Raw genomic sequence first — 14,970 nt, 5'->3', positions numbered from 1 at the left:
GAGCGGGACGATACGGCGCGGGGCGACCCCGGTGGGTCCCGGGGCGGGGGAACGGGCGCGGGTCACCGGGAGTGCGTGACGGGGCGGACGGTGCGGTGCGGCGATGTCTGGTGCCCGGGAGCGGTGACCGGTGCCGGCGCGGTCCGGCCGGGGCGCCCTGGCGGTCAGGAGCCGCCGGGGCGAGGACCGGCCCACGGGTGCGGAGCCGAGGTGCGGCCGGGACCGTCCGGTACGGGGTGGCGCCGGCGGAACCGGCACCGGTCTCTGGCGACGGCCGAACCCGTCACAGCGGACACCACGCCCGGACCGCACGGCACCGCACCACACCGGCCAGGACCGCGACCGGAACGGCACAACCGGAACCGGAACCGGAATTCGGAACCGAAGCCGAACCCGGCGCGACGGCGAACCCGGAGCCGGACGCGAACCGGCATCGCGCGGAAACCAGCGGCGGGGCCGGCACCGATGCCGGCGGCACCCGCCTCAGCCGTCGTCGGTCCGGCGCGCCGTGCGTCCGGAGATCTGTACCCGGTCGATCCGGCCCGTGGCCTGATCGCGGTGGAACCGTCCACCGGGTTCGAGCCGCCCGGTGGCCGGATCGCGCAGCTCGCAGGACAGGTCGGCGTAGCAGACCAGCGGGAGGGGCAGGTCCCCGTCCACGGACAGGGCCGGCGCGCCGTCGGGGCCGGGCGCGACGCGGTAGGTCGTGGTGCCGTTGCGGTACGTGCCCGCGCAGCCGGGCAGGGCGACGGGCCGCCCCCGGTCCACGGCGCGCGCGCCGGCGGGCACCGGGATGCCGGTGAGCCGGGTCACCTCCTCGGCGAGGTCGCGCCACAGGGCGGTCGCGGACGCGGAGTTGCCCGTGAAGGCGACCGCGACCCCGCTCTCCGGGTCCGTCCGCAGATGGCAGGACGTGCCCTGGGCGTTGCCGTCGTGACCGCACCAGAGCCGGTCGTCCCGCCGGAACAGGGCGAGCCCGGGGCCCCAGCCGTCGGCCAGCGCGCCGGGGCGGGCGGCGCTCTCGGGCCGGCGCATCTCCTTGGCGACGGCGGGCGGCAGCAGGTCCGAACGGCCGGTGAGCGCGTTGCCGAACGCGATCAGGTCGAGGGCGCTCGCGAGCAGCGCGCCGGCCGGTGCCTCCAGCGGTGCCAGGTTCTGCCGGGCCGGCCGGGCCTGCCCGGTCGCGGTGTTGACGGCGTGGCCGGCGGCCACGGGGCGGGTGGGCGAGGCGTCGTCGGTGAACGCGGGGCGGATGCCGAGGGGTTCGAGGAGCAGGGCCCGGACCGCCTCGGCCCACGGCATGCCGGTGACCGTCTCCACCAGCCGTCCGGCGGCGACATAGCCGGCGTTGGAGTAGGAGAAGTCGGTGCCGGGCTCGAACAGCAGGTCGCGGTCGGTGCAGACGGCCGCGAGATAGCGGGCGGCGGTGGTCGCGGCGGCGGTGTCCGAATCGGGGCCGGTGGGTAACCCGCCGGTGTGGGCGAGTAGTTGACGTATCGTCACGCCGGGTATGCCCGCCAGTTCGGGGAGCTGGGCGGCGGCGGGTTCGTCCAGGTCGAGGTCGCCGTCGTCGGCCAGCAGCAGGGCCAGCGCGGCGGTGAAGGGCTTGGTGAGCGAGCCCAGCGGGACGGCGGTGTCCGCGGTGAAGGGGCCGCCGGTCGTGACGTCGGCCGTGCCGGTGTGCACGGCGATCACGTCGGTGCCGGTGTCCAGGGCCAGTTGGGCGCCGGGCACCCGGTGGGCCCGGGCCAGCGTGTCGAGCCGGCTCTGCAGCTCCCGGTGCAGGTCCTGCGGCTCCCGGTGGGACGGGGACGGTGTCCGGGAGGCGGCCCGAGCGGCGGGGATGGTGTACGGCATGGGAAGGGGACTCCGTTGGGTGGGTCTCAGGTGCGGGCGTGCCGGTCCGGCCCGTGATGAGCGGTGCGGGCCGGCCGGAGGGCGCTGTGGGCGCCGGGGCTAGGGTCTGCCGACCTCGACGGGCAGGTGGCGTACGCCGACGATGACGGCCGGGTTCTGGTGGACGATGTCCTCGTGACAGGGGATCGCCAGCATGCGGAATCGTTCATGCAACATACGCAGGGCGATCCGCGCCTCCAGCCGGGCCAGGGGTGCGCCGAAACAGAAGTGGATGCCGTGCCCGAAGGTGAGATGGGGATTGGGGTTCCGGGTCGCGTCGAAGACGTCCGGCGCGGCGAACCGGGCGGGGTCCCGGTTGGCGGCGCCCAGATGGGCCATGAGCAGGGTGTCCGCCGGGATCTCCTGGCCGCCGAGGACCACGGGCCGGGTCACCCGGCGGCCCAGCTCCGGGAAGGGCGGCAGCCAGCGCAGCACCTCTTCGACGGCGGCCGGGATGCGCGCGGGGTCGGCGCGCAGCGCGGCGTCCGTGCCGGGGTGCCGGTCGAAGGCGACGACGGCGTTGCCGAGCAGCGCGGTGGTGGTGATGTGCCCGGCGACCAGCAGCAGCGCCACGAAGCCGACCATCTCCTCGTCCCGCAGGCGGACGCCGTCCACCTCGGCGGCGATGAGCCTGCTGGTGAGGTCGTCGCCGGGGTCCGCGCGGCGGGCGCGGATGTGCTCCAGCATGTAGCCGTTCATCTCGCGCACCGTGGGGGCGATGGCTTCCAGCGCCCGCTCGATGTCGGCCATGTCGGGTGCTTCGCCGAGCTGGTCGCCGCCGAACAGCACGCCGGCCCATTCCTGGAAGAGCCGGTGTTCCCCGGCCGGTATGCCGAGCAGTTCGGCGATGACGATGATCGGCAGCGGGTAGGCCAGCGCGTCGACCAGGTCGAACCGGTCGCGGTCGGCGACCGCGTCCAGCAGCCGGGAGCAGACGGCTTCGATGCGGGGTTCGAGTCCCTGGACGACCCGGGGGGTGAACGCCTGGCTCACCAGGGTGCGCAGGGTGCGGTGCTCCGGCGGGTCCATGCCGACGAAGTTGCCCTGACGGAAGGTCTCGAAGTCGGACTGGGTGGGGGTGAGGGCGGACAGGTCCGAGGAGTACGTCGCCGGGTCGGCGAGCACGGTGGCGACGGACTGGTGGTCCAGCACCTGCCAGACCCCTTGCGTCGCTTCGTAGCGCACCGGGCCGGCGTCACGTAACTCCCGCCAGCGCTCGGGCAACTCCTCCAACAGGAGGCGTTCGCCCGTGGGTTGCTTGCTGATCACCTTGTCTCCTTGCTAGGGCCGGTGCGTGCGGGCATGGAGGGGTCACGTACACGGGGGCGGTCGGTGGCCGGGGCCCGCCGGGGCCGCGAGCGGTTCCGGTCACGGCTGCCGCCGGTGCTTTCCGGACACCGGACACGGGCAGCGGGCGGCCCGCTGCCGTCTCCGTGCGCGCGGCGGGAAGGTCAGCCGCCGTCCGTCTGACGCCGGGACGGGCCTGCGGCCCTCAACACATGCGGTGCAGGACGCGGCGACCGCGCGGCCGGCCACGGCCCCGCGGCGAGCCCGGTCGTGTGGCGCGCCAACCCGACATAACCCATCCCCTCGGCGATACCTCCCGCGCAGCCGTCACGCGGGCCCCTCCCGGCTCCTGTACGGACAGCGGGGCCCCCAGCCCCGGCCGTTCGAAACGAGGTGCGAGATGACGCGTTCTCGGCGACCATCCTCCCGTGATGAGCGGTTGCCACCCCCTGATGGGCATGGTGCGCACCCCGGGACACCTTCGTTTCGAGGGAACTCGGCCACAGTCTTCACGGTGCGTCACCCGCAAGCAACCCCCTGAAGTTGAACGGAGAGTACTGTGGCGATGCATTTGCGTCATCGTTGGGCCCTCCGCCGGCCCCTTCGACGCGCGCGAACGCCGGGGCCGGATCGTGGGCCCGCGTGTGCCCCGGCGTCCCACTCGCAAACCAGCCGAGGGGAAATTGATGCCAACGGGACCCGTGTGAGCCCGTCCTCGGTACCCCCACCGCCCCGTCCGGCGCCCTACCGCCCGGTACGACGGGTTGGCCGAACCTCGCCTGATCTGTGGTGACCATTCGGCCACCGGACACGCTGGGCCCAGCGCGCGGACGGCGACCCGGCACACCGTGGGCCGTTCCGCCCCGCCACCGGCCCTCCCAGCCCCCCGCCGGCCCACCCCGCACACCAACGCCCCCGGCGCCGGACCGCACCGGGACCCGGACTCCACCGGCCGCTTCGCACGCCTACGGATTTCGGCCAACCTGGCGTGATAGGGGGCGCACAGAAGCCATCCGTACACCTCACGCGCACCGCGCGCCCACCTACGCGCCCCTCCCACCGAACAAGCCCCGGAACGGAACCGGCGCCGGGGACCGCTCGCCGTGCGCCCGGCGCCGCCGCGAGGGAGTCTTGTGCCCTGGGCGTGGCGCGTGACCGGAGGAGGTGGTCGGCGTGTCCGACGGGCCGGTGCCGGAGCCGGCACCTGCGGCCGACGGGGCGACGGCCGCCCAGCCGGTGCTGTCGCTCGCCCTGGTGTCGATGATGCACGAGGTCCACGCGCACTCCGGCGCGGTGTACCTGCGCCACCCCGACGAGCCGGTCCTGGAGATGGCGGTGCACGCGGGCATGCCCCGGGCGTTCGCGGCGCCATGGGAGCGGGTGGGGCTGAGCGCGCCGCTGCCGGTGGCGGACGCGGCGCGCGAACGGCGTCTGGTGTGGGTGGGCGGCGAGGAGGAGATGGCGCGCTGTTATCCGCGCATCGCGGTGGTGCTGCCGTACCCGTTCGCGCTGGCCGCGCTGCCCGTGGCGACCGAGCGGCAGGTGTACGGCGCGGTGTTCGTGACCTGGCCCGGCGGGCATCCGCCGGAGCTGTCCGAGGCGGAGCGCGGCCATCTGTGGGCGGCCTGCGAGCGGCTGGCACTGCGGCTGGAGCGGTCGGCACCGCACCACCGGACGCCGGGCCCGGAGGAGGACGTGCAGGCGTCCTCGGTGGCCGGAGCGGCGACGGTGGCGGAGACCCTGGGCTCGGTGGAGGCGGCCCGGCTGGTGTCCCGGCTGCCGTACGGCCTGATCTCGCTGGATCTGCACGGCCGGATCGGCTTCGTGAATCCGGCCGCCGCCGAACTGCTCGGCCGGCCGTCCGGTGAGCTGCTGGGCACCCCGCTGTGGGCGTCGGTGCCCTGGCTGAACGACCCGATGTACGAGGACCGTTACCGGGCCGCGCTGCTCAGCCAGCAGATGGCGTCGTTCGTGGCACTGCGCCCGCCCGGGGACTGGCTGTGGTTCCGGCTGTACCCCGGCACGACCGGGCTGAGCGTGCGGGTCAGCCGGGCCCACTCGGTGACGGAGGCCCCGCACGGGGCCCGGCAGGCCGGCCCGGGTCCGTCCCGGCTGGTGACGATCTCGCAGGTGCTGAGTCTGGCGGGGGCGCTGACCGAGGCGGTCGGGGTACGGGACGTGGTGCAGCTCGTGTGGGACGAGGTGGCCCCGGCCGTCGGCAGCCAGGCGATGGCGGTCCTCGGCTCGCAGGGCGGGCGGATGCATGTCCTCGGGCACCGCGGCTACCGGGATCCGCACGTCGTGGAGCGGTTCGAGGGGCTGCCGCTGGCCGAGCGGACCCCGGGCACCCAGGCGCTCAGCACCGGGGTGCCGGCGTTCTTCGGCTCCCGCGCCCATCTGGAGCGGCTGTATCCGAACCGGCACGAGACCCCGGACGGCTTCGCGGCCTGGGCGTATCTGCCGCTGATAGCGTCCGGCCGGCCGGTGGGCACCTGTGTGCTGGCGTATGCGGAGCCGCATGTGTTCCCGGCCGACGAACGGGCGGTGCTGACCTCGCTGGGCGGACTGATCGCCCAGGCGCTGGAGCGGGCCCGGCTCTACGACGCGAAACACAGTCTGGCGCACGGCCTCCAGCAGGCGCTGCTGCCGCACTCGCTGGCACCGCTGCCCGGCATCGAGGCGGCGGCCCGCTATCTGCCCGCCACGCACGGCATGGAGATCGGCGGCGACTTCTACGACCTGGTGCCGGCCCGGCCGCTGGCGGCGGCGGTGATCGGGGACGTCCAGGGGCACAACGTGACGGCGGCGGGCCTGATGGGACAGATCCGCACGGGCGTCCGGGCGTACACGACGGTGGGGCAGGCACCGCACGAGGTGATCAGCAGCACGAACCGGCTGCTGATCGATCTCGGCGCCGAGCTGTTCGCCAGCTGTCTGTATCTGCGGCTGGACCCGGCGCACGGGCGGGCCGTGATGGCGCGGGCGGGGCACCCGCCGCCGCTGCTGCGCCGGCCGGACGGAAAGGTACGGGTACTGGACCTGGCCGGAGGTCCGCTGCTCGGCATCGACGCCTCGGCCGTCTATCCCACGACCGAGGTGTCCCTGGCTCCCGGCTCGGTGCTGGTCCTGTACACCGACGGGCTGGTGGAGTCCCGCGGCGTCGACATCGAGGACGCGCTGGCGGACCTCGGCGGACTGCTCGCGGACGTCGGCGACCAACCGCTGGAGAGTCTGGCGGACGAGGTGATCCGGCACAGTGCGGCGGCCCGGCAACGGGCGGACGACGTGGCGGTCCTCCTCCTCCGGGCGCGCGACGACGACTGAACACCCGCCCCGGCCGGCCGGGGCCGAGGAGTCTCGGGGGCGCCCGGGCGTGGAATCCCGGGGCGCTCAGGGCCCGCGGGGTCCTGGCGGTGCGGTGTCACCCGGCGACCGTCCGTCGTCCCCGCGCCCTGCGCGGCGTCGGCCCGGGGCGGCGTGAACGCCGCCGCGCGACCCCCGCCCGGGCACGCGTCCCTGATCCGGCCTTCCCGATCTCCTGGGACGGAGCACCGCCGCTCGCGGGCGGCGCGGACCGGTACGGGTATCGCCGCGCGCGGGCGGCGCGGACCGGTACGGGTATCGCGGCGCCCGGACGGCCGTGGGTACTCACCGGCCGCGTAGGGCGTCCGGTCCCGGTCCCGTGCGGCCGTCGTGGCGCGGTGAACCGGCCGTGCTCCGCGTGTCGCGGCGGGCGGGCGGGAACAATCGGCCACATGACGATGACCCGCGCCGAAGCGGACACGATCCTCTCCACCTGCTTCGCCCCTTGGGTGCTCGAACTCGCTCTGACGGTCGAGGCGGTGGGCGAGGACCGGGCCGTGCTGCGGCTGCCCTGGTCGGACCGGCTGGCCCGGGAGGGCGGCGGGCTGTCGGGGCAGGCGCTGATGGCCGCGGCCGACACGGCGACGGTCCTCGCGGTCTCGGCCGCCCGGGGCGGGTTCGTGCCGATGACGACCGTGCAGCAGTCGACGTCGTTCCAGCGGGCGGTGACCGGCGCGGACGTCCTGATCGAGGCGGTGGTGACGAAGCTCGGCCGCCGGACGGCCTTCGCGGACGTGACGCTGGCCGACGCCGCCTCGGGCGCCCTCGCGGCCCACGCGACCACGGTCTACGCCCTTCTGGGCTGACGGGCACCGGCCCCGGCACACCGGTCGCCCCTCACGCACATGGTCAATTACCGTCAGCAATCGATCGATGACGATCAGCTGACAACACGAAGCGGAATCCTCCCTTCAGGGAATCTGCACATCGATCACCCAGGCATCTCACCGGCCCCCGGGGATCTGCACAACCGCACCCCCCGCGGCACGCCTTTGGCGAGGAGTGCCGGATTCGCGTCCCGGCGGACAAGAGACCGCTCGCGTCGATGCCGTGCGGCATGTGAAGGAGTCGCCGACACCACGTGCGCACACCTGCACGGTTGAACCCCGTCGACAGTCAAGTTCGCAGGTGAGAGCCCTGGTTGAGTGGAAGCGCGGCCCACCCGCGTGCTTTGATCCATCGCACCGCCGGGGTCGGCGGGCCCCCGGATCCGGGTGCCTGGCTCCCGCGGTTCGCGGCCGTCCGTCTGTCCCCAGAGGGGGCCGCTCCCCCCTTGTGAAGTCATCCATTACGAAGGGAAATTCCATCATGAACTCCACCCCCCAGGTCGAGACCGTCGAGATCTCGGACGCCGAGCTGGACAACGTCTCCGGCGGTCTGTCCGTGAACACCCTCAACAGCACCCTGGGCACCGTGAACGAGATCGCCCCCGGCGTGACCGGTCTGGTCAACACGGTCGTCGGCACCGTCGAGGGTGTCACCGGCCTGAACACCGCCCCGGTCAACGGCCTGGTCGCCGGTCTCTGATCGCACCCCGGTGCCACCGGAGTCCCGGAGCCGTTTCCCGGCTCCGGGACTCTCGGACGTTCCGGACCGAACGCGTCACCCGATACGTCACCCGCCACGTCACCTCATGCGTCACCCCGTGCGTCTCCCCCACAGGTGAGGGAAGTTCCGTGCAGTTCCGCCAACAGGCCCTCGCCAAGCTCCAGTCACCGGAGGAGCTGGACCTCCCGGTGCGGCTGGCCCGCCCGCAGGGCTGGCTCGCGCTCGGCGTCACCGTCGTCGTCATGGCCGCCGCCTCGGTGTGGGCGGTGACCGGCTCGGTCGCCTCCACGGTGAGCGCGCCCGCCATCCTCACCCACGGACAGGGCAGTTACCTGCTCCAGAGCCCGGTGGCCGGACAGGTGACGGCCGTCCTCGCCCGGCAGGGCGAACGGCTGCCCGCGCACGCGCCCGTCCTCAAGGTCCGTACCGACCAGGGCGAGACGGTGGTGCGCACGGTCGCCGCCGGCCGGGTCACCACGCTCGCCGCCTCCATCGGGCAGATCATCCGGACCGGCACCGATGTCGCCGCCGTCGAGAAGGTCGCCCACGCCTCCGACCCGCTGTACGCGACCGTGTACGTGCCCGCCGAGAACGCCGCCGCCATCCCCGCGCACGCCTCCGTCGACCTGACCGTGTCCTCGGTCCCGGCCCAGCGGTACGGCGTGCTGCGGGGCACGGTGAAGTCGGTGGACCGCACCGCTCAGTCCGCCCGGTCCATCGCCGCGTTCCTCGGCGACAGCCAGCTCGGCGAGCAGTTCACCCGCAAGGGCCGCCCGGTCGCCGTCCTGGTCGAACTCGCCGAGTCGCCCTCCGCCAAGAGCGGTTACCGCTGGTCCAGCGCCGGCGGACCGCCGTTCCGGCTGGAGTCCATGACCCTCGCCACCGGCTCCGTCCACCTCGCCGACCAGCATCCCGTCGATTGGCTGCTCCCGTGACCACCGCCCAGGAAACCCGTGGCCGCAGACGGGCGGCCCCCGCGAAGCGGCCGGCCCCCACGTCCGGTACCGGCAGGGCCCGTACGCCCACCGTGCTGCAGATGGAGGCCGTCGAGTGCGGCGCCGCCTCCCTCGCGATGGTCCTCGCCCACTACGGCCGGCACGTCCCGCTGGAGGAGCTGCGCATCGCCTGCGGTGTCTCCCGCGACGGCTCCCGCGCCTCCAACCTGCTGAAGGCGGCCCGCAGTTACGGCCTGACCGCCAAGGGCATGCAGATGGACCTGGCCGCCCTCGCCGAGGTGCGCGCCCCGGCCATCCTCTTCTGGGAGTTCAACCACTACGTCGTCTACGACGGCATGGGCCGCCGCCTCGGCCGGCGCGGGGTGTACGTCAACGACCCCGCCAAGGGCCGCCGTTTCGTGCCCATGGAGGAGTTCGACGGCAGTTTCACCGGTGTCGTGCTGGTGCTGGAGCCGGGCGAGGACTTCACCCGCGGCGGGCGCCGCTCCGGGGTGCTCGGCGCGATGCCCGCCCGGCTGCGCGGCACCGCCGGCACCCTCCCGGCCGCGGTGCTGGCCAGCCTGCTGCTGGTCGCGGTCGGCGCGGCCGTCCCCGCGCTCAGCCGCACCTACATCGACACGTTCCTCATCGGCGGGCAGACCTCCCTGCTGGGCGTGCTGTTCGCCTCGATGGCCGCCTGCGTGCTGCTCACGCTGGTGCTGACCTGGCTCCAGCAGGCCAACCTGCTGCACGGCCGGATCATCTCCTCCACCCTCTCCAGCGCCCGCTTCCTGCGCCATCTGCTGCGGCTGCCGGTGACGTTCTTCGCCCAGCGCTCCCCCGCCGACCTGGTGCAGCGCCTCCAGTCCAACGACCAGGTCGCCGAGACCCTGGCCCGCGATCTCGCGGCGGCCGGCGTGGACGCGATCGTGGTCGTGCTGTACGCGGTCCTGCTGTACACCTACGACCCCCAGCTGACCGTCGTCGGCATCGCCGTGGCGCTGCTGAACGTGGTGGCCATGCGGCTCGTCGTACGGCTGCGCGCGACCCGTACGGCGAAGCTCCGCGCGGACACCGCGCGGCTCACCAACACGTCGTACACCGGCCTCCAGCTGATCGAGACGCTCAAGGCGACCGGCGGAGAGGACGGCTATTTCCGCAAGTGGGCCGGGCAGCACGCCACCACGCTGGACGAGCAGCAGCGGCTCGGGGTGCCGAGCGCCTGGCTGGGCGTGGTCGCGCCGACGCTGGCCACCTTCAACAGCGCGCTCATCCTGTGGATCGGCGGGCTGCGCGCGGTGGAGGGGCACCTCTCGGTCGGGCTGCTGGTCGCCTTCCAGGCGCTGGTCGCCCGCTTCACCGCGCCGCTGACCCGGCTCAACGGAGTGGCGGGCCGCATCCAGGACTTCGCGGCCGACGTGGCCCGGCTGAAGGACGTGGAGAACTTCCGGACCGACCCGCTCTACGCCCGCCCCGGCGGCGACTCGGCCCGGCGGCTGCACGGCCATGTCGAGCTGGAGAACATCACCTTCGGCTACAGCCCGCTGGACAAGCCGCTGCTGACCGGCTTCGACCTGACCGTGGGTCCCGGGCAGCAGGTGGCGCTGGTCGGCGGCTCGGGCAGCGGCAAGTCCACGGTGTCCCGGCTGATCTCGGGCCTGTACACGCCGTGGGACGGGGTGATCCGCATCGACGGCCGCCGGCTGGAGGACATCCCGCGCGGCGCGCTCGCCGCCTCGGTCTCCTTCGTGGACCAGGACGTCTTCCTGTTCGAGGGTTCGGTCCGCGACAACGTGGCCCTGTGGGACCCGTCGATCCCCGACGAGGCCGTGGTGGAGGCGCTCCAGGACGCCGCGCTGTACGACGTGGTGATGCGCCGGCCCGGCGGCATCCACAGCAAGGTCGAGCAGGACGGCCGGAACTTCTCCGGCGGGCAGCGCCAGCGCCTGGAGATCGCGCGGGCGCTGGTGCGCCGGCCGAGCATCCTGGTGCTGGACGAGGTGACCAGCGCGCTGGACGCGGAGACCGAGCTGGTGGTGATGGACAACCTGCGCCGGCGCGGCTGCGCCTGCGTGGTCATCGCGCACCGGCTGAGCACGGTCCGCGACAGCGACGAGATCGTCGTCCTGGAGCACGGCACGGTCGTCGAGCGCGGGCGGCACGAGGAGCTGGTGGCGCGCGGCGGCGCGTACGCGGCGCTGGTCAGGGAGCGGTGAGATGACATCCGTGCGGGAAGGCGACCTCGTCCTCGGGGCGCTCGGTTCGCTGGGCACCCGGCTGGACTGCGCCGGGCTCGGCCGCCTGGACCTGGAGGGTCCGCAGGTGCTGTGGCTGGTCGCGGCCGGCGCGCTGGACCTGTTCGCGGTGGACGCCGCCCAGCAGGGCCACTGGCACCACCTGGGCCGGCTGGAGGCGGGCACGCTGCTGCTCGGCCCGGTCACCGGGCCCCGGCACACGCTGGTGGCCCGCCCGGTCCGGGACTGCGTGGTGCACCGCGTCGGCCTGCGCGAGCTGTACCAGCCGGCCGCCACCGACACCTGGTCCTACGACGAGTACGGCAACCCCCAGTACGTGCCGCCGGCCTCCAGCCCGCTGGAGTACGCGGTCGCGCTGGGCGTCGGCCGGGGCCTGTCCGTGCTGTTCCAGGCGCCGCTGGCGGACGAGCACGCCGCCACGCCCGCCGACGACGACGTGTTCTGGATGCAGGTCCCGCCGGGCAGCGTGCAGTACGGCTCGCTCTACGGCGCCGAGGCCGCGGCCGATCTGCTGATGGATCCCGCGCTGTGGCAGGGCATGGTGGACCAGCAGTACCGGCTGCTGACCGCGCTGGACCGGTGGATCGAGCAGCTGGAGCAGGCGCACGAGTCGCGCACGGCGGCCGGGATCAGGGCCGGCGAGGCGGTGCGCGCGCAGGCCGACCGGACCCTGCTGGCCGCCATCGGCAAGCGCTCGGCCCGCCGCACCACGGCCGCCGACGCGGACGCCACCTACGCGGCCTGCAAGCTGGTCGCCGAGGCGGCCGGGATCGCCCTCGCCGAGCCCGCGCGGAGCGGCACCGCGAGCGAGCGGCTGGACCCGGTGGAGCGGGTGGCGCTGGCCTCCCGGGTGCGCACCCGGACGGTCCGCCTGGAGGGCCGCTGGTGGCGGGAGAACGCGGGCCCGCTGGTCGGGCACCGGGTGCTGTCCGGGGCCCCGGTGGCGCTGCTGTGGAGGCGCGGCGGCTATGTGGCCGTCCACCCGGGCACCGGCCGGGAGACAGCGGTCGGGAAGGACAACGCCGGGGAGTTCGAGCCGCGGGCCGTGATGTTCTACCGGCCGCTGCCCGACCGGCCGCTCTCGCCGCTCGGACTGCTGCGGTTCAGCCTCCGCGGGACCCGCGGCGACCTGCTGAACCTGCTGCTCGCGGGCCTGGTGACGGTGGCCGTCGGCGCGCTGGTGCCGATCGCGACCGGCAAGGTGCTCGGCGAGTACGTGCCGAGGGCCGAGGAGGGCCTGATCGTCCGGGTGTGCCTGGCGGTGATGGTCAGCGGGGTGGTCGCGGCGGCGTTCACGCTGCTGGAGAACCTGTCCATCCTGCGCCTGGAGGGCCGGATCGAGGCGGCGCTGCAACCGGCCGTGTGGGACAGGCTCCTGCGCCTGCCCACCCGCTTCTTCACCCGGCGCTCGACCGGTGAGCTGGCCAGTGCGGCGATGGGCATCAGCGCGATCCGCCGGCTGCTGGCGGGCGTCGGCCCGGTCGTCGCCCAGTCGGTGACGGTGGGCGCGATGAACCTGGGGCTGCTGCTGTGGTACAGCGTGCCGATGGCGCTCGCGGCGGTCGGGATGCTGCTCGTCGTCGCGGTGGTGTTCGCGGGGCTCGGGCTGTGGCAGGTGCGCTGGCAGCGGCGGCTGGTGGTGCTCGGCAACAAGCTGAACAACCAGGCGTTCCAGACCCTGCGCGGGCTGCCCAAGCTGCGGGTGGCGGCGGCCGAGAACTACGCCTACGCGGCCTGGGCCCGCGAGTTCGCGCGCGGCCGGGAGCTCCAGCAGCGGGTCGGCCGGATCAAGAACCTGACCACCGTGCTGGGCGCGGTCTACCTTCCCGTCTGCACCCTGCTGATGTTCATGCTGCTGGCGGGCCCGGCCAGGGGAGCGCTGTCGGCGGCGGACTTCCTGACCTTCAACACCTCGGTGACCATGCTGCTGACCTCGGTCACCCAGCTGACCGGCGCGTTCGTGTCGGCGGTGGCGGCGCTGCCGCTGTTCGAGGAGATCAGGCCGGTGCTGGAGGCCACGCCCGAGGTCCGGGCGGCGAGCACCCGTCCGGGGCCGCTGTCGGGCGCGCTGGAGGCCCGCCGGCTGTCCTTCCGGTACGCCGACGACGGCCCGCTGGTCCTGGACGACGTGTCCTTCGCCGTACGGCCGGGCGAGTTCGTGGCGGTCGTCGGCCCCAGCGGCTGCGGCAAGTCCACGCTGCTGCGCCTGCTCATCGGCTTCGACCGGCCGGTCTCCGGCAGTGTGCTCTACGACGGGCAGGACCTGGCGGCGCTCGACCAGTCCGCGGTGCGCCGCCAGTGCGGGGTGGTCCTCCAGCACGCGCAGCCGTTCTCCGGCTCGATCATGGACGTCATCTGCGGCGCGGAGCCGTACACGCCGGAGGAGGTGATGGCGGCGGCCGAGCTGGCGGGGCTCGCGGAGGACATCCAGCGGATGCCGATGGGGCTGCACACCATCGTCGCGGGCAACGGGGCGGTCTCCGGCGGGCAGCGGCAGCGCCTGATGATCGCCCAGGCCCTGATCCGGCGCCCGCGGATCCTCTTCCTCGACGAGGCGACCAGTGCCCTGGACAACGACACCCAGCGCGTCGTCATCGACAGCACCCGCAAGCTGAACGCCACCCGGATCGTGATCGCCCACCGGCTGTCGACCGTGCTGGACGCCGACCGGGTGATCGTGATGGAGGAGGGCAGGATCGTCCAGCAGGGCAGCCCGGCCGAGCTCCTCGCGGACACCGGGGGCCGGCTGCGCGAACTGGTGCGCCGGCAGCTCGCCTAGCCAGCACGCGCGTCCCGCTCGTCGGTGCCGTCCGGCCGCTCCGGCCGGTGGTGGGAGGGCATCCAGTGGTGCTCGGTGAACCAGCGGCCGAACAGGGCACCGCCGTAGATGACGAAGCCGACGCCGATCAGCCAGGACTCCACGACGAGGACGGTGCCGACGGCGCCGTAGCTGAGGGCGTTGGTGACGATGAGGGGGGTGAAGACGAGGTAGGAGAAGGCCCGCAGCCCGATCAGGCCGATGACGGTGGCCACCGCTCCCGGCAGCAGCGCACGCCAGCGGATCTGGCCGCCCAGCAGGAACCGCTGCCCCCACCAGAAGAACAGCACACCGCTGAGCGTCGACAGGGTGATCCGCTGCCCGCCGTGCAGCGTCGTCTTCGTCGCGGCCTCCTGATAGAGGTACGCGGTCAGCACCACCAGCCAGGTCGCCTGCCGCCACACCCGGTGCCAGGGGCCGGACGCCAGGCCCCAGATCCTCTCGTAGGCGTTCTGCACGCTGCCGCCGAAGGCCACGCCGAAGACGGCGAGCAGGACACCGCTGAGGACGCTGGTGGTGCCGATGACCTTGCGGGGCGGGCTGATGACATCGGTGACCGCGTGCGCGGACCGCCCGGACAGGCCCATGCCGTCGGTCAGCCAGGAGGCGAAGCCGCCGCGCACCAAGGGGTCCGCCGCGGCGACCACGATCAGCAGCGGCGCCAGCGTCACGAGCGACAGGGTGGCGAACCCCATGGCCCGGTGCATCAGCTCCAGCTCCCGCCCGTGCTCGAACAGGGCCCGGACCCGCAGCCACTGCCACGCGCGGTGCAGGCCGCGCCGCAACCGCCTCACGGCTCCTCCCGTGCTCGCCGACCGCCCCGCGTCGTACCGATGCCTCCAGCCTGGCACGTGCCGGGCGGCTCGCA

General features: G+C 73.9%; 9 protein-coding genes. 6 read left to right on the top strand and 3 right to left on the bottom strand.

What is annotated here, in order from left to right:
* Positions 1-483 precede the first annotated feature (483 nt).
* Positions 484-1,857, bottom strand: coding sequence for a serine hydrolase domain-containing protein (locus AB0E62_RS01250; protein ID WP_362186207.1), 1,374 nt, complete (start codon positions 1,855-1,857; stop codon positions 484-486).
* A 99-nt stretch (positions 1,858-1,956) separates the two neighbouring features.
* A complete protein-coding gene (locus tag AB0E62_RS01245) occupies positions 1,957-3,165 on the bottom strand; it encodes a cytochrome P450 (protein ID WP_362186204.1) in 1,209 nt (402 codons plus the stop codon).
* A gap of 1,191 nt (positions 3,166-4,356) precedes the next feature.
* Here AB0E62_RS01245 and AB0E62_RS01240 point away from each other — a divergent pair.
* From AB0E62_RS01240 to AB0E62_RS01215, 6 genes are all read left to right on the top strand, one after another.
* Entirely contained in the window at positions 4,357-6,507 is a 2,151-nt protein-coding gene (locus tag AB0E62_RS01240; protein ID WP_362186201.1) for a SpoIIE family protein phosphatase, read from the top strand.
* A 431-nt stretch (positions 6,508-6,938) separates the two neighbouring features.
* Complete coding sequence (locus AB0E62_RS01235; RefSeq protein WP_362186198.1) at positions 6,939-7,352, top strand: PaaI family thioesterase; 414 nt, start codon at positions 6,939-6,941, stop codon at positions 7,350-7,352.
* A 502-nt stretch (positions 7,353-7,854) separates the two neighbouring features.
* Positions 7,855-8,073, top strand: coding sequence for a type A2 lantipeptide (locus tag AB0E62_RS01230; RefSeq protein WP_318199951.1), 219 nt, complete (start codon positions 7,855-7,857; stop codon positions 8,071-8,073).
* Between the two features lie 149 nt (positions 8,074-8,222).
* Complete coding sequence (locus AB0E62_RS01225) at positions 8,223-9,029, top strand: HlyD family efflux transporter periplasmic adaptor subunit (RefSeq protein ID WP_362186195.1); 807 nt, start codon at positions 8,223-8,225, stop codon at positions 9,027-9,029.
* Entirely contained in the window at positions 9,026-11,245 is a 2,220-nt protein-coding gene (locus tag AB0E62_RS01220) for an NHLP family bacteriocin export ABC transporter peptidase/permease/ATPase subunit (protein WP_362186192.1), read from the top strand. The genes AB0E62_RS01225 and AB0E62_RS01220 overlap by 4 nt, the downstream gene beginning before the upstream one ends.
* Position 11,246: 1 nt before the next feature.
* Complete coding sequence (locus AB0E62_RS01215; RefSeq protein WP_362186189.1) at positions 11,247-14,063, top strand: NHLP bacteriocin export ABC transporter permease/ATPase subunit; 2,817 nt, start codon at positions 11,247-11,249, stop codon at positions 14,061-14,063.
* Here the strand turns inward: AB0E62_RS01215 and AB0E62_RS01210 are convergent.
* The gene (locus AB0E62_RS01210) at positions 14,060-14,887 is read right to left on the bottom strand and encodes a ribonuclease BN (RefSeq protein WP_362186927.1); all 828 of its coding nucleotides are present in this window, start codon (positions 14,885-14,887) and stop codon (positions 14,060-14,062) included. The genes AB0E62_RS01215 and AB0E62_RS01210 overlap by 4 nt on opposite strands.
* Positions 14,888-14,970: the final 83 nt, after the last annotated feature.

The sequence above is a fragment of the Streptomyces sp. NPDC038707 genome (assembly GCF_040636485.1).
Lineage (GTDB): Bacteria > Actinomycetota > Actinomycetes > Streptomycetales > Streptomycetaceae > Streptomyces.
Note: the sequence above shows the minus strand (reverse complement) of the source record. Positions and strands in the feature narration are given on the sequence as shown.

Excerpts from the sequence above, each read along its gene's own strand:
- AB0E62_RS01250 (WP_362186207.1), bottom strand. The coding sequence starts at position 1,857 with ATGCCGTACACCATCCCCGCCGCTCGGGCCGCCTCCCGGACACCGTCC.
- AB0E62_RS01235 (WP_362186198.1), top strand. The coding sequence starts at position 6,939 with ATGACGATGACCCGCGCCGAAGCGGACACGATCCTCTCCACCTGCTTC.
- AB0E62_RS01230 (WP_318199951.1), top strand. The coding sequence starts at position 7,855 with ATGAACTCCACCCCCCAGGTCGAGACCGTCGAGATCTCGGACGCCGAG.
- AB0E62_RS01215 (WP_362186189.1), top strand. The coding sequence starts at position 11,247 with ATGACATCCGTGCGGGAAGGCGACCTCGTCCTCGGGGCGCTCGGTTCG.